This window comes from Polaromonas sp. DSP2-3-2b2 (assembly GCF_049895905.1).
Taxonomy (GTDB): Bacteria; Pseudomonadota; Gammaproteobacteria; order Burkholderiales; family Burkholderiaceae_C; genus Polaromonas.
In genome coordinates this window covers 89,200-108,147 of the sequence record NZ_JAFCTH010000013.1, presented here as the reverse complement: position 1 = coordinate 108,147, position 18,948 = coordinate 89,200, and the positions used below count along the sequence as shown (strand labels likewise).

General features: G+C 61.9%; 17 protein-coding genes and 1 pseudogene. 9 read left to right on the top strand and 9 right to left on the bottom strand.

Annotated features, from left to right (window positions below):
* The 6 genes and pseudogenes from ACP7AD_RS12530 to ACP7AD_RS12505 form a co-directional block, all read right to left on the bottom strand.
* Window positions 1-672 (bottom strand): MBL fold metallo-hydrolase (locus ACP7AD_RS12530; RefSeq protein ID WP_426166160.1); only part of this gene is annotated, 672 nt, incomplete at its 3' end.
* Between the two features lie 199 nt (window positions 673-871).
* Window positions 872-1,251 (bottom strand): annotated as a pseudogene (locus ACP7AD_RS12525) (rhodanese-like domain-containing protein).
* A gap of 30 nt (window positions 1,252-1,281) precedes the next feature.
* The gene (locus ACP7AD_RS12520; RefSeq protein ID WP_426147671.1) at window positions 1,282-2,112 is read right to left on the bottom strand and encodes an alpha/beta hydrolase; all 831 of its coding nucleotides are present in this window, start codon (window positions 2,110-2,112) and stop codon (window positions 1,282-1,284) included.
* Window positions 2,113-2,402: 290 nt separating this feature from the next.
* Entirely contained in the window at window positions 2,403-3,827 is a 1,425-nt protein-coding gene (ccoG, locus tag ACP7AD_RS12515) for a cytochrome c oxidase accessory protein CcoG (protein WP_426147672.1), read from the bottom strand.
* A gap of 37 nt (window positions 3,828-3,864) precedes the next feature.
* Window positions 3,865-4,512, bottom strand: coding sequence for an MBL fold metallo-hydrolase (locus tag ACP7AD_RS12510; RefSeq protein ID WP_426147674.1), 648 nt, complete (start codon window positions 4,510-4,512; stop codon window positions 3,865-3,867).
* A 2-nt stretch (window positions 4,513-4,514) separates the two neighbouring features.
* Window positions 4,515-4,715, bottom strand: coding sequence for a hypothetical protein (locus ACP7AD_RS12505; protein ID WP_426147676.1), 201 nt, complete (start codon window positions 4,713-4,715; stop codon window positions 4,515-4,517).
* A gap of 216 nt (window positions 4,716-4,931) precedes the next feature.
* Between ACP7AD_RS12505 and ACP7AD_RS12500 the strand changes: the two genes are divergently transcribed.
* Window positions 4,932-6,269, top strand: coding sequence for a sigma-54 interaction domain-containing protein (locus tag ACP7AD_RS12500; protein ID WP_426147826.1), 1,338 nt, complete (start codon window positions 4,932-4,934; stop codon window positions 6,267-6,269).
* 84 nt (window positions 6,270-6,353) lie between these two features.
* Here the strand turns inward: ACP7AD_RS12500 and ACP7AD_RS12495 are convergent, their stop codons facing one another.
* The 3 genes from ACP7AD_RS12495 to ACP7AD_RS12485 all read right to left on the bottom strand — a co-directional run bounded on the left by ACP7AD_RS12495 (window position 6,354) and on the right by ACP7AD_RS12485 (window position 9,191).
* Entirely contained in the window at window positions 6,354-8,039 is a 1,686-nt protein-coding gene (locus ACP7AD_RS12495) for a PhoH family protein (RefSeq protein WP_426147678.1), read from the bottom strand.
* Between the two features lie 153 nt (window positions 8,040-8,192).
* Window positions 8,193-8,669: a peroxiredoxin gene (locus tag ACP7AD_RS12490; protein ID WP_426147680.1), complete on the bottom strand. Its 477-nt coding sequence runs from the start codon at window positions 8,667-8,669 to the stop codon at window positions 8,193-8,195.
* 129 nt (window positions 8,670-8,798) lie between these two features.
* Window positions 8,799-9,191, bottom strand: a complete 393-nt coding sequence (locus ACP7AD_RS12485) for an Mth938-like domain-containing protein (RefSeq protein ID WP_426147682.1) — start codon at window positions 9,189-9,191, stop codon at window positions 8,799-8,801.
* 199 nt (window positions 9,192-9,390) lie between these two features.
* On the opposite strand from ACP7AD_RS12485, the gene ACP7AD_RS12480 reads away from it, so the two are divergent.
* The 8 genes from ACP7AD_RS12480 (at window position 9,391) to clpB (ending at window position 18,857) form a co-directional block, all read left to right on the top strand.
* Complete coding sequence (locus ACP7AD_RS12480) at window positions 9,391-10,614, top strand: pyridoxal phosphate-dependent aminotransferase (protein WP_426147684.1); 1,224 nt, start codon at window positions 9,391-9,393, stop codon at window positions 10,612-10,614.
* 65 nt (window positions 10,615-10,679) lie between these two features.
* On the top strand, window positions 10,680-12,026 hold the full coding sequence (locus ACP7AD_RS12475) for a homoserine dehydrogenase (protein WP_426147686.1): 1,347 nt from the start codon (window positions 10,680-10,682) through the stop codon (window positions 12,024-12,026).
* Window positions 12,026-13,453, top strand: coding sequence for a threonine synthase (gene thrC / locus ACP7AD_RS12470; RefSeq protein ID WP_426147688.1), 1,428 nt, complete (start codon window positions 12,026-12,028; stop codon window positions 13,451-13,453). The genes ACP7AD_RS12475 and thrC overlap by 1 nt, the downstream gene beginning before the upstream one ends.
* A gap of 78 nt (window positions 13,454-13,531) precedes the next feature.
* Window positions 13,532-14,068, top strand: coding sequence for a molybdopterin-guanine dinucleotide biosynthesis protein B (mobB, locus tag ACP7AD_RS12465; protein WP_426147689.1), 537 nt, complete (start codon window positions 13,532-13,534; stop codon window positions 14,066-14,068).
* Window positions 14,069-14,109: 41 nt separating this feature from the next.
* On the top strand, window positions 14,110-15,369 hold the full coding sequence (gene glp, locus ACP7AD_RS12460) for a gephyrin-like molybdotransferase Glp (protein WP_426147691.1): 1,260 nt from the start codon (window positions 14,110-14,112) through the stop codon (window positions 15,367-15,369).
* 13 nt (window positions 15,370-15,382) lie between these two features.
* Entirely contained in the window at window positions 15,383-15,634 is a 252-nt protein-coding gene (locus tag ACP7AD_RS12455; RefSeq protein WP_426147693.1) for a MoaD/ThiS family protein, read from the top strand.
* A 5-nt stretch (window positions 15,635-15,639) separates the two neighbouring features.
* The gene (locus tag ACP7AD_RS12450) at window positions 15,640-16,116 is read left to right on the top strand and encodes a molybdenum cofactor biosynthesis protein MoaE (RefSeq protein ID WP_426147694.1); all 477 of its coding nucleotides are present in this window, start codon (window positions 15,640-15,642) and stop codon (window positions 16,114-16,116) included.
* 137 nt (window positions 16,117-16,253) lie between these two features.
* On the top strand, window positions 16,254-18,857 hold the full coding sequence (gene clpB, locus ACP7AD_RS12445) for an ATP-dependent chaperone ClpB (protein ID WP_426147696.1): 2,604 nt from the start codon (window positions 16,254-16,256) through the stop codon (window positions 18,855-18,857).
* The last annotated feature ends 91 nt before the right edge of the window (window positions 18,858-18,948 follow it).

Below are 18,948 nucleotides of genomic sequence, written 5' to 3'. Positions count from 1 at the left end.
ACACCAACCCTCGGTCACGTTCGCCGGAATGCCGGTCACGTTGCCGGAATCAGCGGTCACGTTCACCGGAATACGCAGCATATCGGGCGGCAGCGCCAGCACTTTTTTGATCGAGCGGTAGAGCACCGCCGCATCGCCGCCGGGAAAGTCGCAGCGCGCCGAGCCGTAGTCGGGCATGAACAAGGTGTCGCCGACAAACGCATCCTTGCCCATGATGTAGGTCAGGCAGGCCGGCGTATGCCCCGGGGTGTGCATCACGCGGACCTCGATCTGGCCGATCTGGAATCGTTCACCGTCGTCAAACAGGTGGTCAAACTCGGCGCCTTCGGTGTTCATGTCCGGGGCGTTGAAGATTTTCTTGAACACGCCCTGGACCTCGCGGATGTGCCGGCCAATGGCGATCTTGCCGCCCAGCTTTTCCTTGAGATAAGGCGCGGCCGACAGGTGATCGGCGTGCGCGTGGGTTTCCAGCAGCCAATCGACCTTCAGTCCTGCCTGCCGGACATGCGCCACCACCTTGTCGGCGCTGGCGTGCGAGGTGCGGCCCGACTTCGGGTCATAGTCCAGCACACTGTCGATGATGGCCGCGCGCGCCGTCGCCGGATCGGACACGACGTGGGTGACGGTGAAGGTGTCTGGGTCAAAAAACGACTGGATGGTGGGTTCTTGCATGTTTTTCCAAGCCTGAAAAGGGTCAGCGTTTGTCGGTCCGGTACATCTGGGCGGGTTCATTTAGATGGCCCTTGCATCGCAGCGTTCAAGGCACCTGACCGATTTTGCTACTGAATATATAGCTGCTTACGCCTACCAGCAGTGCGCAAAAGGCGTATTTGATGCTAAAAAGCTGTTTGCCGGTTCAAACGAGTGCACTTTATTCGAATGTGGGCGAAGTCGGTTTGACGACGCTCTTGCCTGCGCCGGCCCAGGCATCGAAACCGCCGGCAATGGACTTGACCTGCAGGTAACCCATGTCATGCAACGCACAGGCCGCCAGCGCAGCCCGTCCGCCGGTCTTGCAATACAGCACGATCTTCAAATCGCGCGAACCGAGCTCGGGCGTGCTGCTGAGCTTGAACTCCAGCACACCGCGCGAGGCATGGATGGCGCCGGGAAGGTGGCCCGCCGCATACTCGTCAGCTTCGCGGACGTCGAGCAGCACGTCGGCTTCCCGGATGGCTTGCTCGGCATCGTCCAGCGGTACTTCGTGATACGCAGCTTGGCGGCCGTCACGAGATCATGCGCATTTTTCATGGGTAATTCCTTGCGATGTGAGTTGTTGGACTAGAGAGAATGCTGCAAAAAGTCGATCAGCTGAGGAAAGTGCGCTTCCATCGCCGGGCTGGGGTCATGCCCACCCGTCACCGAAAGACACTGCACCATGCCAGAAAGGCCCGCTGCCTGCAGGCGCCTGGCATCGTCGAACGGCACCACCTTGTCGTTGGTGCCATGCACCAGCAACACGGGGCAGCGTATGCGGCGCATGCTGGCCAGCGGGGCAATTTCGTCGAAGCGAACGCCGATGACGCGCTGTACATGGCGCAGCACATACCAGCCCAGCAACGGATAGGGAATATGCGCCTCGGCCAGAAACCTGCGCATCACCTCGCGTGGATGCGCAAAAGCACTCAGGCTCACCACGGCGCGCACATCCGTGCGGCGCGCGGCGCACAAGAGCGCAGCGCCAGCACCCACCGAATGGCCCATGATGGCAAGGCGGGCGCCGTCAACGCCGGGCTGCTGCTTCAGCCAGTCAAGGCCGGTTTCAATATCCTCGGCAAAGCGCGGCAGCGAGGTGAAGTCTTCATCGTCGCTGGCGCCGTGGCAGCGCGCATCCACCAGCAGCACGGCGAAGCCGGCGGCATGCAGGGGGGCTGCTGCGGGCAGCATGAGGCTGGCGTTGGCGCCCCAGCCATGCATCACCACGACGGCCGGCACGGGGCCAGCGCCCAGGGCAGGCACAAACCACGCAAACAAGGTTTTGTCGCCTGCTGTCTGCAGTCGCAGCGGCTGCGCGTCAAGACCGAGCGCTGAAGGCGAGCTGTGATGAGGTAAGCGCGGCGCTTGCAGCCGGCGCAGGATCTGCGCATGCACACCACGGCGCAGGCGTTTCATCACGGCGTGCCAGCCTTTTGCGAGGGCACAAGGCCTGGCGTGCTTCGCAGGGTTTCCGCATCCGGGGCATGTTCGACCGTGTCGACCCTGCCACCTTGCGTGCATGTCTTCGAATCAATGCTGGCTTTAAGGATCGTCTTTTGCATCGTCTTGGTTTTAGTCAGCAAACTGCTTTTATGCATCAAATAGGCCTCTGTCGCTTGCGCAGTATGCGCAAGCAGCTATTGATCTAGTAGCAAAACCAGTACGCTGCCTTGAACGCTTCGATAAAAAATCAGCATGATGTCACTCTATCGGGGAACCATGAACACTGATTTTTCCGACAAATGACCGGCAGAATCCAGCGCGTCGATTTCAAATGCGATCGGGTGTGTTCCGGGCGCCGCCGCTTCATACGGCGCCTGCACCCGGACGGCCAGCCGGCGTGCTTGGGTGGACTCCACCGCCACCACGTCTTCTGACATGATGGCCAGGCCGGGCAGTCCCGTGACGCGGATCTTGTAGCGCTGATCGGTCTCCGTGGCGTTCATCACCTGCAGCTGGTAGACGTTCTCGATGTTGCCGCCCGAGACAATGCGCGCCATGACGCCGTGGTCACGCAGCACATTCACCTTGAACGGCGTGCGCAGCGTCAGGCTGACCAGCATGGCGATGACAATGCCCAGCAAGATGGCCGTGTAGATCAAGATGCGCGGCCGCAGCACATGGCGCCAGGTTTGCGCCTGGGTCCACTTGTTCTTCATGGCGTTTTCGGTGGTGTATTTCACCAGTCCGCGCTCGTAGCCCATCTTGTCCATCACCGTGTTGCACACATCGGCGCAGGCGCCGCAGCCAATGCACTCGTACTGCAGGCCCTTGCGAATGTCGATGCCGGTGGGGCAGACCTGGACGCACAGGTTGCAGTCGATGCACGAACCCAGGTTCAGCGCGGCCGGGTCAGCCTTGCGCGAGCGGGCGCCGCGCGGGTCGCCGCGCTCGGCGTCGTAGGTGACGATCAGCGTGTCCTTGTCGAACATGGCGCTTTGAAAGCGTGCATACGGGCACATGTGCTTGCACACCTGCTCGCGCATGAAGCCGGCATTGCCGTAGGTGGCGAAGCCGTAGAAAAAGACCCAGAAGTTTTCCCACGAAGTCATGTTCAATTGCACAAATTCCATGCCCAGCAGCTTGATGGGCGTGAAGTAGCCGACAAACGTGAATCCGGTCCACAAGGCCACCGCCAGCCACAGCAGGTGCTTGCCGCTTTTTCGCCACAGCCTGTCGAACGACCAGGGCTGGCTGTCGCGGCGCATCTGCACCGCGCGGTCGCCTTCCATCTTTCGTTCTATCCAGAGAAAAATCTCGGTGTAAACCGTCTGCGGACAGGCGTAGCCGCACCACAGGCGCCCGGCCACCGCCGTGAAAAGAAACAGCGACAGGGCCGAGATGACCAGGATGCCCGTCAAGTAGATGAAGTCCTGCGGATACAGCACCAGCCCGAAGATGTAAAAGCGCCGCGAGGCCAGGTCAAACAGCACCGCTTGGCGCTGCCCCCACTCAATCCACGGCAGACCGTAAAACACCAGCTGGGTCAAAAACACCACGGCCCAGCGCCAATGGGCAAAAAAGCCCGAAACGCTGCGGGGATAGATTTTCTCGTGCGCCGCGTACAGCGAGATCGGTTCGCCGTCCGCAGGCTGCGCAATGATTGGGATGACTTTGCGGGGTGTTGACATGGTGTTTTTCTAGGTGAAAACTTGACTTGAATGGGTTTCATGCAAGCGCATTGAGCGCGGCAGGGTGCGGTGGAGGCGCCAGCGCAGCGACGCACGCCAGGAACTCGTCGCGCGACAGGCCGGCAAACAACGGATGCCAGCGCCGCTGCTCCAGCACGGTGCTGACGGCGCGGGCGCGGCGCGCATGGCCGGCGAACAGCAGCGTCTCATCAAGCAGCGTGAACACGCGCTGCGTCACGCTGTCCCACAAGGCTTCGGGCTGGGCGGGGACGGGCTGGTGCGCACAAGCATCGACCGCCAGCAGGCCGCCGCAAAACAGCCGGTCGCGCCAGGCAAAACTCAGGCATCCGGCGGTGTGACCCGGCGTGGCCAACACGCGAACCAGTTCATGGCCAAAGGGCAGCACGTCGCCATCTCTAGCCATGCGGGTGTTTTCACCGGCAGCGCCCTGCACCAGCGGCGCGCCCAGGCGGGCCAGTTGCGCCGGCTCCCGGAGGTGCAGATGGTCGTGCTGATGCGTGCGCAACACCCAGCGCAGACGCAACTCGCGCTCCGCCAGCAAGGCGGCGAGCACCGGCAAATCACGGCCGCGCGGGTCCACCAGCACGGCCTCGCCGGCGTCCTGGTCGGCCAGCAGGTAGGTCAGCTCGCCGCTGGCCTCGTCATGCAGGATGCGAAAGTACATCTTCAAGCCCCAAACCGCAGCCAGCCCGCCAGCAGCAATGCCGCTGCGCAAGACCAACCCGAAAAACACAGGTGCCAGAGCCGCAACGGCGCGGCCATGTTGTTTGCGTCAACTGTCATGCGCTGGTCCTGCACAAGCCCCCACCACAGCGCGACCAGCACGACGGCCAGTTTTTTGACGAGGGGATTTTTCAGGGAAGTCATGACAATCAATACGCTTGTGCGTTCTATAACTCAAGAACCGTGCCACGACGTGATCCGAATAAATATCGTTTAAGTTCAATGAGTTACGGTTTTAAATAACGCCAGCCTTCAATACCAGAAAGAAAAAACCGCCATATCTGGCAGAGACTGCCAATTCAGGCATAGACTGCATGCCAGCCACACCAAGGAGCCTGCGTGAAGCCATTGCCCGAATTGATGTCCTACCTGGAGGGCTTGAGCGAGCCCCACATCCTGTTCGACACCCAATACCGCATCCTGGCCGCCAACGCGGCTTACCGGCAGCAGTTCAGCCCGGTTCACTCTGTGGTGGGGCGCACCTGCTACGAGGTGTCGCACCACTTCAACGTGCCGTGTGACCAGGCTGGCGAGTCGTGCCCGCTGGCCCGGTCACGCGTGTCCGGCCAGCGCGAGCGGGTGCTGCACCTGCACCACACGCCCAAGGGCGAAGAGTACGTCAACATCGAGCTCGCCCCGCTGCTGGACACCAACGGCGCGCAGGCTTATTTTGTCGAGAAGATGGAGCGGCTGCGGGTGGCGCAGGGTCAGCCGGCAACCCAGGGACTGATTGGGCGGGCGCCGGCCTTTCAGCACATGCTGGCGCTGGTGGCACGCGTCGCGCCCTCGCAGGCCACTGTTTTGCTGCTGGGGGAATCTGGTACTGGAAAGGAACTGGTTGCCCAGGCGATCCACGAGGCCAGCCCGCGCGCCCATCGTGCGCTGGTGGCGGTGGACTGCTCCAGCTTGCCGGAAAACCTGTTCGAGTCCGAGCTGTTTGGCCACGAGCGCGGCGCTTTCACCGGCGCCAGCACCGCCCGGGGCGGGCTGATCGAGGCGGCCAGCGGCGGCACGCTGTTTCTCGACGAGGTGGGCGATATTCCACTGACCATGCAGGTCAAGCTGCTGCGCCTGCTGGAAACCGGCACCTACCGCCGCGTGGGCAGCACCGAACTGCGCCATGCCGACATCCGCGTGGTCTCGGCCACCCACCGCGACCTGGACCGCATGGTGTCCCAGGAGCTGTTTCGCGAAGACCTGAACTACCGCCTGAGCACGTTTCCGATTCACCTGCCCGCCTTGCGCGAGCGAAGGGACGACATCCTTCTGCTGGCCGCCGCCTTGCTGGAGCGCGTGGCCCCGCAGCGCAAGCTGCGCATCAGAGAGCCCGCACTTCGCTTGCTGCAGGCGCAGGATTACCCGGGCAATGTCAGGGAATTGCGAAACCTGCTGGAACGCACGGCGCTGCTGTGCGATGGCCATACGGTCGAAGCCAGCCATGTTCAGCAGGCCCTGTCGTCGGGAAGGCGCCCGTCGTCCGGGCCGAGTGTCGATCCGCAAGCTTGCGATGCCGGCATCAAAGACGCTGCGCTTGGCCGCCTGACGGGCTTGACCCTGGCGCCAGGCGCTCTCAGAACCATCGAACGCGCTGCGCTGCAGCAATGGGTCAGCGACCACCAGGGTAGCCGGGCTGACTTGGCGGACAAGCTGGGCATCAGCGAGCGCTCGCTTTACCGCAAACTCAAGGCGCTGAAGTAAGTTTTCAGGGGATTCAAGCCTTGACCGGCTTGTTTTTTTGTTCTGCGGCGGCAATTCAGCCGCAGGAAGCTCGGGCAAGTGTCTTTAAAGCACTTCGCTGGCAAAGTCCGCCAGGCGCGAGCGCTCGCCACGCGCAAGGGTGATGTGCCCGCCATGCGGCCAGCCCTTGAAGCGGTCGACGGCAAACGTCATGCCCGACGATCCTTCGGTCAGGTAGGGCGTGTCGATCTGCGCCAGGTTGCCCATGCAGACGATCTTGGTGCCAGGCCCGGCGCGGGTGATGAGGGTCTTCATCTGCTTGGGCGTCAGGTTCTGCGCTTCATCAATGATGACGTACTTGTTCATGAACGTCCGGCCGCGCATGAAGTTCATGCTCTTGACCTTGATGCGCGAACGGATCAGTTCATTGGTTGCAGCGCGCCCCCATTCGCCCGAGCCGCCGTCGGTCTTGCCAAGCACTTCCAGGTTGTCGTCTAACGCGCCCATCCACGGGCCCATTTTTTCCTCTTCGGTGCCGGGAAGGAAGCCGATGTCTTCGCCGACCGACACCGTGGCGCGGGTCATGATGATTTCGGTGTAGCGCCGGTCATCGAGCACCTGCGTCAGCCCGCTGGCCAATGCCATCAGCGTCTTGCCGGTTCCTGCCGTGCCGGCCAGGGTGACAAAGTCCACTTCCGGATCCATCAGCAGGTTCATGGCGAAATTTTGTTCGCGGTTGCGCATGGTGACGCCCCATATCGAATTCTTCAGGTGGGTGAAATCCTTCAGGGTCTTCATGACCGCTGTCTTGCCCTGGATTTCCGTGATCCGGGCATACAGCGACGGTTCGCCGGGCGACTCGAAAAACACGAACTGGTTGATCAGCAGGCTGGGGACGATCGGGCCGGTGATGCGGTAAAAGGTGTGGATGCCTTGCTGCCAGCTTTCGATGGTTTTGCTCTGGCGCGTCCAGAAGTCAGGCGGCAGGGCCAGCGAGCCCGCATACAGCAGGTCGCTGTCTTCAAGCACCTTGTCGTTCTGGTAGTCGTCGGTATTGAGGCCCAGCGCACGCGCCTTGACGCGCATGTTGATGTCCTTGGAGACCAGCACGACTTCACGCGGCGCATATTCCTTGCGCAGCGCTTCGACCACGCCAAGAATCTGGTTGTCGGCCTTCCCTTGCGGCAGGCTCATGGGCAAGGTGTAGTCGAGCACCTTTGTCTGGAAAAACAGGCAGCCGCTGGCTTCAGGGTGCCCGGTGGTGTTCAGCTTCAGGCCCTTGCCGATGTCGGCACCGTTGGCCCCGGCAAGCCCGTCGAGCGTACGGCTGGTCTGGCGCGCATTGCGGGCTACTTCCGTCATGCCTTTCTTGTGGCCGTCGAGTTCTTCCAGCACGATCATCGGCAGGAAAATGTCGTGTTCCTCGAAGCGGAACAGGCACATCGGGTCGTGCATCAGGACATTGGTGTCGAGCACAAAAAGCTTGGGCTGGCCGGACGGCCGGGTCTTTTTTGGCCTGAAAGCCGGCTGGGCGCGCGGTACGCTCTCTTTTTGAGAGCCGACTACCCTCGCATCCATTGCGGGAGAGGCCTTTTTTTCTGCATAAATGATGGGTTGCTCAAGCTCCATGACGGCGCGGCTTTCCAGCAGCCTGATGTCAACAGGCTGGCTGGCCAGTTCAACCGGTTTTGAGGATTTTCGCGGTGCTTTTGCGGAGGGGCGTGCCGGTACGTCAAGCACGTCAGGTGAAAGCAGGGCAGCACGTTTGGTCGGGGCGGGGGGCAGGGGCATGGTGCTTAAAACTCTTTACATGAAGTTTCAGAAATAAAAAAAGCCGCCTCAGGGCCGGGGCGGCTTTTCTTGAACGCGGTCGCTGGGATCAATTGCATGAACTCATTATGCACAACTCAAATGACCTCCATCCCGACAGGCGCGAAGCAGGTTTCAGGCCTCTTTCTTGAGGCCCTTGACTGCCTTCAGGACTTCCTCGACATGGCCGGGAACTTTCAGGCCGCGCCACTCTTCCTTTAGTAAGCCGTCTGCGCCCACCAGGAAGGTGCTGCGCTCGATGCCCTTGACCTTCTTGCCGTACATGATCTTGTTCTTGACCACGCCAAACATGTGGCACATTTTTTCTTCAGTGTCGGCGATCAGCTCAAAAGGGAGTTCGAGCTTGGACTTGAACTCGTCGTGCGATTTCATGTTGTCGCGCGAGACGCCAAAGACGGTGGCGCCGGCCTTGATGAAGTCCTTGTAATGGTCTCGAAACTGCATCGCTTCGGTGGTGCAGCCGGGCGTGTTATCTTTCGGGTAGAAAAACAGCACGACCACTTTGCCCAGATGCGTTTGGTTTGAAACTTTGAGGCCGCCGGTGGCGAGCGCTTCAAATTCGGGAAGAGGTTTGTTGACGACGACTGCCATACTGAGGGTACCCTGACGAAAGTAGTTGTAATTAGCCGCGGCCTTTGCCAATGAAGACAGATGTAGTTCACTGGGTGCGGTGCCAAATGCAACCCTACATTTTACGCTGAAAGGGATATCGTCCGGCTCTCAGGCCGCATCGGGCTCGATCAGCAGTGCTGCAACCACATGACGGCCTTCGCCGGCCAGAATGTTGTAGGTGCGGCAGGCCGCCAGCGTGTCCATGGTTTCAAGGCCAATCCGCTGCGCCATCAGGCCGCGCAAAAAGGCAGGGGGCGGAAACCTCAGGCGTGTGCCGCTGCCAAAAATCACCAGTTCCGGCTTCATGCCCGCCAGCAACGCAAAGTGCTCGGCGGTCAGTTGTTCGAAGCGCTGGCAATCCCACGGCAATTTTTCTCCGCGTGACCCGATCACGACGCTGTAGTCAATTTTTTCAGCGACGCCGTTGTTGCCCAGACCGACCCATCCGGCGCCGTAGGCAAGAATGGACTGGACATCGAGGCGGTCTGGTTGGAGTTTCATACGGTATGGAGGGTTGTGGCGTTTGTTCAGACAGCCGGTTTGGTCACGACCGCCAAGCTACCGAGTTGAGGGTAAAAATCAGCGTTTTATGTGGTCAAATTATAGATTCCACCCAAAACTCAGGTGGCTGCACCGGTTTTTTACCTTTGGCGCGTTCCATTGGCGAAGCGGCCCTGCCCAACCTTTCATCAAAACCGACATGAAACCGATCACCAAGTCTGCCAAACTGGCCAATGTGCTTTACGACATCCGTGGCCCGATCATGGACGCGGCCAAGCAGATGGAGGAAGAAGGCCAAAAGCTCATCAAGCTCAACATTGGCAACCTGGCGGTGTTTGGTTTTGACGCGCCCGAGGAAGTCCAGCAGGACATGATCCGCAATTTGCCCGCATCAGCCGGCTATTCGGACAGCAAGGGCATTTTCGCCGCGCGCAAGGCGGTCATGCACGAGACGCAAAAGCAGGGCATCAAGGGCGTGACGCTGGAAGATATCTACCTGGGCAACGGCGCCAGCGAAATGATCTCGATGGCCACCAACGCCTTGCTCGACAACGGCGACGAACTGCTGCTGCCGTCGCCCGACTACCCGCTGTGGACCGCTTCCGTGAGCCTGGCGGGCGGCACGCCGGTTCACTACATCTGCGACGAGAGCAATGGCTGGATGCCCAGCCTGGACGATATCCGCGCCAAGATCACGCCGCGGACCAAGGGCATTGTCGTCATCAACCCGAACAACCCGACCGGCGCGCTGTACTCCGACGCACTGCTCAAAAGCATTGTCGAGATTGCGCGTGAACACAACCTGGTGATCCTGGCCGACGAGGTGTATGACAAGGTGCTGTACGACGGCGTCAAGCACACCGCGCTGGCCAGCCTGTCCACCGACGTGCTGACGCTGACCTTCAATTCGCTGTCCAAGAGCTACCGCTCCTGCGGCTACCGCGCGGGCTGGCTGGTGGTGTCCGGCCCCAAGAACAGGGCGCAGGACTATATAGAAGGCCTGAACATGCTGGCCAACATGAAGCTGTGCTCCAACGTGCCGGGCCAGTGGGCCATCCAGACGGCGCTGGGCGGCTACCAGAGCATCAATGACCTGACCTGCCCGGGCGGCAGGCTGCGGCGCCAGCGCGACCTGGCGTATGAGCTGATCACCGCCATTCCGGGCGTGAGCTGCGTCAAGCCCAGCGCGGCGCTGTACATGTTTCCCCGGCTTGACCCGGAGGTCTATCCGATCACCGACGACCGGCAGTTTTTCCTGGAACTGCTCAAGGAAACCAAGGTCATGCTGGTGCAGGGCACCGGTTTCAACTGGGCCGCGCCCGACCATTTCCGCATCGTCTTTTTGCCGCATGAGGAAGACCTGCGCGAAGCGATCAGCCGCATTGCCCTGTTCCTTGAAAAATACCGCAACAAGCTGATCTGATTTTCATTTTCCCGCTGCGCCTTTTCAATGGCCAGTTCGCACAACCACGACACGCAGGACATCAGGTGAACCTCAAAACGACGACGAATTTAAGCCCGATCCGGGTAGGCCTTCTGGGTATCGGCACCGTGGGCAGCGGCACCTTCAATGTGCTCAGGCGTAACCAGGAAGAAATTCGCCGCCGCGCCGGCCGGGGCATCGAGATCACCATGGTCGCCGACCTCGACGTGGCGCGCGCGAAAGCTCTGGTGGGCGATGGCGTGCTGGTCGTGGACGACGCGCGCAAGGTTGTTGCCAGCCCGGACATTGACATCGTGATCGAACTCATCGGCGGCTACGGCATTGCCAAGGCGCTGGTGCTTGAAGCCATCGAGTCGGGCAAGCATGTCGTGACCGCGAACAAGGCACTGCTGGCCGTGCATGGTACCGAGATTTTTGCCGCTGCGCACCGCAAGGGCGTGATGGTCGCTTTCGAGGCGGCGGTGGCCGGCGGCATCCCGATCATCAAGGCGCTGCGCGAAGGCTTGAGCGCCAACTCGATCCAGTGGATTGCCGGCATCATCAACGGCACGACCAACTTCATCCTGTCCGAAATGCGCGACAAGGGTCTGGACTTCGGCGTGGTGCTGAAAGAAGCGCAACGCCTGGGCTACGCCGAAGCCGACCCGACCTTCGACATCGAAGGCGTAGACGCCGCGCACAAGGCGACGCTGATGAGCGCGATTGCCTTCGGCATTCCGGTTCAGTTCGACAAGGCCTATGTCGAGGGCATCACGGCTCTGGCAGCGCAGGACATTCGCTATGCCGAGCAACTCGGCTACCGCATCAAGCTGCTGGGCATCACCAAGCGCGTGGCGGGCGGCATCGAGCTGCGCGTGCACCCCAGCCTGATCCCGGCCAAGCGCCTGCTGGCCAATGTCGAAGGCGCGATGAACGCTGTCGTCGTGCATGGCGACGCCGTCGGCACCACGCTGTACTACGGCAAGGGCGCCGGCAGTGAGCCGACCGCGAGTGCGGTGATTGCCGACCTGGTCGACATTACCCGGCTGCACACCGCTGACCCTGAGCACCGTGTGCCGCACCTGGCCTTCCAGCCTGACGAAATGAGCGACCTGGCCATCGTGCCGATGTCGGAAATCGTCACCAGTTACTACCTGCGCCTGAAAGTCGCCGACGAAGCCGGCGTGCTGGCCAATGTCACCGGCATCCTGGCATCGTTCGGCATCAGCATCGACGCGGTATTGCAGCGCGAAGCCGACGAAGTGGGTGGCGAAGGCTCGACCCAGACCGACCTGATCATCCTCACGCATGACTGCGTAGAAGCCAAAATGAACGAAGCCATCGCGCAGATGCAGGCGCTCGCTACCGTGCTGGCGCCCATCACCCGCATCCGCAAGGAGGAACTGGCCTGATGCATTACATCTCCACCCGCGCCTCATCTGGCAACCCGCCCGAGCGCAAGCGCTTTTGCGAAATCCTGCTTGAAGGCCTGGCGCCTGATGGCGGGCTGTATTTGCCCGAATACTATCCGCAGGTCAGCGACGCCATGCTCGCCAAATGGCGTGGCCTGTCCTACGCCGGTTTGGCGTTCGAAGTGCTGTCGCTCTACATCGACGACATTCCCGCCGCCGACCTGAAGGCCATCTGCGACAAGACCTACACCGAGCAAGTGTTTGGCAGCAAGGAAATCGTGCCGCTGCGCCCGCTGGGCGAGGGCCTGTACCTTGAAGCCCTGTCCAACGGCCCGACGTTGGCCTTCAAGGACATGGCGATGCAGCTGCTGGGCAACTTGTTCGAATACGAACTGGCGCGGCGCGGCGAGGAACTCAACATTCTGGGCGCGACCAGCGGCGACACCGGCAGCGCCGCCGAATACGCCATGCGCGGCAAGCACGGCATTCGCGTCTTCATGACCTCACCCAATGGCCGCATGAGCCCGTTCCAGCAGGCGCAGATGTTCAGCCTGCAGGACGAGAACATCCACAATATCGCGATTGACGGCGTGTTCGACGACTGCCAGGACATCGTGAAAGCCGTGTCCAACGACTTGGCGTTCAAGCGCCAGTACAAGATAGGCACGGTCAACTCGATCAACTGGGCGCGGCTGATGGCGCAGGTGGTGTATTACTTCGCCGGCTATTTCCAGGCGACGAAGTCGAACACTGAAAAGGTCAGCTTCGCCGTGCCTTCAGGCAATTTCGGCAATGTCTGCGCCGGCCATGTCGCCCGCAGCATGGGCTTGCCGATTGACCAGCTGGTGGTCGCCACCAACGAAAACGACGTGCTTGACGAGTTCTTCCGCACCGGCATCTACCGGGTTCGCACCAGCGCCGACACTCACGAGACTTCCAGCCCGTCGATGGACATTTCCAAGGCCTCAAACTTCGAGCGCTTCGTGTTTGACCTGCTGGGACGCGATGGCGGCCGGGCGCGTTCGCTGTTTCATGACCAGATTGCCAGCCAGGGCAGCTTCGACCTGGGCGCCGACCCGGCGTTTGCCATGGCGGCCGGGCGTTACGGCTTTGCCAGCGGCAAGAGCACGCATGCCGACCGGCTGGCAACGATTCGCGACACCTGGCAGCGCTTTGGCACCATGATCGACACCCACACCGCCGACGGCGTGAAGGTGGCGCGCGAGCATGTGGCGCCCGGCATTCCGATGATCGTGCTGGAAACCGCCTTGCCGATCAAGTTCGCCGCCACCATCGAAGAGGCGCTGGGCCAGCCGCCGGTGCGGCCTGCGGGCTTCGAGGGTATTGAAGATTTGCCCAAGCGCGTCAGGCTGCTGCCGTCCGATGCCGCAGCCATCAAGCAGTACATTGCCGAAAATGTGCATTAAATCGGGCGTTTTCGTATATAGCATGGGCGCGAGTAGCTATTTATTTAATAGCGGTTCGTGCCGCATGGATGCCGCCGGATGAAGGTCATCGGATTTGCCGGTTTCTCGGGTTCGGGCAAGACCACGCTGGTTGAAAAGCTGATTCCCGCGCTCAGGCTGCGTGGCCTGCGCGTGTCGGTCGTCAAGCATGCGCATCACAAGTTCGACATCGACCATCCCGGCAAGGACACCTTTCGCCATCGTGAGGCCGGCGCCTTCGAGGTCGTCGTGGCCTCGCAAAACCGGCTGGCGCTGATGCGCGAATTCGAGCAGCCCGCCGAACTCACGGTGCACCACCTGATCGCCGAGTTGTATGAAGGCGTGGACTGGGTGCTGGTCGAGGGCTTCAAGCACAGCGACCTGCTCAAGATCGAGGTCTGGCGGGCCTCGTCGGGCAAGCCCACGCGCTACCTTGACGACGACTACGTGGTGGCCATTGCCACCGATTCTCCCGGCCAGTTGCCGGCGGCAACCTTGCGTCCGGTGCTGGATTTGAACGACGCCGATGCCGTGGCCGATTTCCTGGTGAACAATCAGGACCGGTTTGATTATTCGTTTGAACACCGGCTCGACTGAGCAGCTTTTTTCACTGTTTCCACCGTTCTCGGACACCCGCCATGCCTTCAGTTTCAGTTTCCACCCCGGTGCCCGCCCGGCCAGAGCGCCCACCCATGAAGCCGCTCGACCTGGCGCTGGCCGAACTGCTGGCCTTTGCCGCGCCGCTGGCGCCCGCCGAAAGCATCTCGACCTTCGACGCCGATGGCCGCGTGCTGGCGCAGGACCTGCGCTCCAGCCTGGACGTTCCTGCGCACGACAACAGCTCGATGGATGGCTACGCGTTGCGCTGCGCCGACTGGCTGGGCGCCGATACGCTGCTGCCGGTCAGCCAGCGCATTGCGGCCGGCACCAGCGGGCATTCGCTGGCGGCGGCGAGCGCTGCGCGAATCTTTACCGGCGCGCCGATTCCGCCGGGCGCCGATGCGGTGGTGATGCAGGAAGACTGCGACGCGGTGGATGGCAGCATTTGTATCGCCGCGCAGCCACGGCCCGGCCAGTGGATACGGCGCCGTGGCGAAGACGTGGCCGCCGGCGCGGTGGTCTTGGCACGCGGAACGCGCCTGTCGCCAGCGTCTCTCGGGCTGGCCGCCAGCATCGGCTTTGACCGCTTGCAAGTCGCGCCGCGCGTGCGGGTGGCGCTGTTTTCCACCGGCGACGAACTGGTGATGCCCGGCGATGTGGCGCCCGGCGACATGAAACCGGGCGCGATCTACAACTCCAACCGCTTTTTCCTGAAGGCCTTGCTGCAGCGGCTGGGCTGCATCGTGACCGACCTGGGCATCGTTCCCGACCAGTTTGATGCGACCATAGCCGCGCTCCAGGGCGCCAGCCAGCAGCACGATTTGATCCTGACCAGCGGCGGCGTGTCGGTCGGCGAGGAAGACCACATCAAGCCCGCCGTGCAGGCGCTGGGCGAACTCAGCCTGTGGCAAATCGCCATCAAGCCCGGCAAGCCCTTTGCCTACGGAAGGATAGCCGCCGCCCATTTCATCGGACTGCCGGGAAACCCGGTGTCGAGCTTTGTGACCTTTTTGCTGCTGGTTCGGCCCTTCATCCTCAAGCTTCAGGGTGCGACCGCGATTGCTCCTGAATCCATAGCGATTACCGCCCATTTTGACTGGACAAAAGCCGATAAACGCCGTGAATTCCTGCGCGCCAGGCTGAATGCGGCGGGCGGGCTGGACCTGTTCGTCAACCAGAGTTCGGGCGTGCTGACCTCGGCGGTCTGGGGCGACGGGCTGGTCGATCTCCCGGCGGGCCATGTCATTGCCTGTGGCGACACGGTGCGCTTCCTGCCGTTTTCGGCGCTGCTGTCTTGAAGGTTTTTGCGCCATGAACGTCACCATCAAATACTTTGCCTCGATCCGCGAGGCCATCGGGCAGGGCAGCGAATCGCGCCAAACTTCCGCCTTGACGCTGGCCGGTTTGCGCGACGAACTGCTCGCCGCCAGCCCGGCGCATGCTGCCAGCCTGGCGCGCGGCAGGGCGGTTCGCATGGCCGTGAACCAGGTCATGAGCGACGAAGCCGCGCTGCTGGCCGACGGCTGCGAAATCGCCTTCTTTCCGCCGGTGACCGGAGGCTGAACCGCATGACCACGGCGCGCGTCACCATCCAGACCGGCGACTTCAACCTGGCCGACGAGGTGGATGCGCTGCGCAGCGGCGACAAGCGCGTCGGCGCCATTTGCACTTTCACCGGCACGGTGCGCGACCGCAATGACGGCCTGAGCGTCAGCAGCATGGAGCTGGAACACTACCCGGGCATGACCGAAAAAGCCATCGAGGCGATGATCGACGCGGCGATGGCGCGCTTCGACATCTTTGCCGCCCGAGTGGTCCACCGCGTCGGGCTGCTCCAGCCGCTCGACCAGGTGGTGATGGTTGCCGTTACCTCGGCGCACCGGGGCGAGAGTTTTGAGGCTTGCGAATTCCTGATGGACTACCTCAAGACGCAGGCGCCGTTCTGGAAAAAGGAAGAAACGCCAGAGGGTGCGCGCTGGGTCGATGCGCGCGTCAGCGACGATGCCGCGCTGGCCAAGTGGGGCATTCGCGCGCTGAACGCCTGAAGCGCGTCACCCTGGCTTGACCTTGATCAAGCAACGGCCAGCCCGGGCGACATACGGCGCCACCGCTGCTTGTAAAGCCCGGCAAAAGCCCCAAGCTTCTCAAGGTCTGAATTTATTCAAGTTTCACCGGAGATTCCATGCGACAAGACAAACTCACCACCAAGTTCCAGGAAGCCTTGGGCGAAGCCCAGACGCTGGCCTTGACCAACGACAACAATTACATCGAGCCGGCGCACCTGCTGGCCGCTATGCTGCGCCAGGACGACGGTCCGCGCGCGCTGCTGGAGCGGGCTGGCGTCAACATCAAGGGCTTGACGCAGGCCGCCGACGCTGCCGTCAAGAAACTGCCGCAGGTGCAGGGCCAGGACCAGGTTCAGGTCGGCCAGGAACTGGCTCGGCTGCTGCAGGCGACTGAAAAGGAAGCCATCAAGCGCAACGACCAGTTCATCGCTGGCGAGTTGTTCCTGCTGGCGCTGACCGACAGCAAAGCTGACGTGGGCAAGATCGCCCGCGAGAATGGTTTGACCCGCAAGGCGCTCGAAGCGGCGATTGACGCAGTGCGCGGCGGCCAGAATGTCAACAGCGCCGACGCCGAAGGCCAGCGTGAAGCGCTGACCAAGTACACCATCGACCTGACCGAGCGCGCCCGGATCGGCAAGCTTGACCCGGTGATCGGCCGCGACGACGAAATCCGCCGCGCCATCCAGGTGCTGCAGCGCCGCACCAAGAACAACCCCGTGCTGATTGGCGAGCCTGGCGTCGGCAAGACCGCCATCGTTGAAGGCCTGGCCCAGCGCATCGTCGCCGGCGAGGTGCCCGATTCGCTCAAGGGCAAGCGCGTGCTGAGCCTGGACATGGCGGCCTTGCTGGCTGGTGCCAAGTTTCGTGGCGAATTCGAGGAACGGCTGAAAAACGTGCTCAAGGAACTGGCCAAGGACGAAGGCCAGACGATTGTCTTCATCGACGAGCTGCACACCATGGTCGGCGCCGGCAAGGCCGAGGGCGCGATGGACGCGGGCAACATGCTCAAGCCCGCGCTGGCGCGCGGCGAGCTGCATTGTGTCGGCGCGACCACGCTCGACGAATACCGCAAGTACATCGAGAAAGACGCCGCGCTGGAGCGCCGCTTCCAGAAAATCCTGGTTGGCGAGCCGACGGTGGAAGCGACCATCGCCATCCTGCGCGGCCTGCAGGAAAAGTACGAAACCCACCACGGCGTGCAGATCACCGACCCTGCCATCGTCGCGGCGGCCGAACTGAGCCACCGCTACATCACCGACCGCTTCCTGCCCGACAAGGCCATTGACCTGATCGACGAGGCCGCCGCCAAGGTCAAGATCGAGATTGATTCCAAGCCCGAGGTCATGGACCGGCTCGACCGCCGCCTGATCCAGCTGCAGATCGAGCGTGAAGCCGTGCGCCGCGAAAAGGACGAAGCCTCGCAAAAGCGCTTTGGCCTGATCGAGGAGGAGATCGGCAAGCTGCAAAAGGAAATCTCCGACATGGACGAAATCTGGCAGGCCGAGAAAGCCCAGGCGCTTGGCTCCAAGGACGTGATGGAGGAAATCGACAGCATCAACACGCAGATCGAGGAATTCACCCGTAAGGGCGACTTCAACAAGGTGGCCGAGCTGCAATACGGCAAGCTGCCGGAGCTGAAAAAACGCCTGAAGCAGGCGCAGGACACCGAAGAAACCAAGGGTGTGGGCGACAAGCCCCGGCTGCTGCGCACCCAGGTCGGCGCCGAGGAAATCGCCGAGGTCGTCAGCCGCGCCACCGGCATTCCGGTCGCCAAGATGATGCAGGGCGAAAAAGACAAGCTGCTGCAGATGGAAGGCAAGCTGCATGAGCGCGTCGTCGGGCAGGAAGAAGCGATTGGCGCGGTCGCCAACGCGATTCGCCGCTCGCGCTCGGGCCTGAGCGACCCGAACCGCCCCACGGGTTCTTTCTTGTTTCTCGGCCCCACGGGCGTCGGCAAGACCGAGCTGTGCAAGGCGCTGGCCGGCTTTTTGTTCGACAGCGAAGATCACCTGATCCGCGTCGACATGAGCGAGTTCATGGAAAAGCATTCGGTCGCCCGCCTGATCGGCGCGCCGCCGGGTTATGTCGGCTACGAGGAGGGCGGCCACCTGACCGAGGCCGTGCGCCGCAAGCCCTACAGCGTGCTGCTGCTCGACGAGATAGAAAAGGCTCACCCGGACGTGTTCAACGTGCTGCTGCAGGTGCTCGATGATGGCCGGCTGACCGATGGCCAGGGCCGCACGGTCGATTTCAAAAACACCGTGATCGTCATGACCAGCAACATCGGCTCGCCGATCATTCAGTCGATGGTCGGCCAGCCGTACGAAGACATCAAGGACGCCGTGACGGACGAGCTAAAGAACTACTTCCGCCCCGAATTCCTGAACCGGATCGACGAAACGGTGGTGTTCCATGCGCTCGATGCGAAGAATATCGAATCGATTGCCCGCATCCAGCTTAAGGTGCTGCTCGAACGCCTGGCCAAGATGGACCTGGCGCTCGACGTGTCCGAAGCGGCGATTGGCGAACTGGCCAAGGTCGGGTTCGACCCGGTGTTTGGCGCCCGACCACTCAAGCGCGCGATTCAGCAGCGGATTGAAAACCCTCTGTCCAGGCTGCTGCTCGAAGGCCGGTTTCCGCCCAAGAGCACCATCCATGTGGACGTGAACCCGATTCTGGAGCCGGGCGTGTTTCACTTCGGCGAAGCGCAGCTGGCCTGATGCACCGGGCGTGGGCTGCTTTTTTTGATAGCAGCCCACGCTCGTGGCTATTGCGCAAACGGCATTTTTGGCTTGAGAATTAAAATCGCCA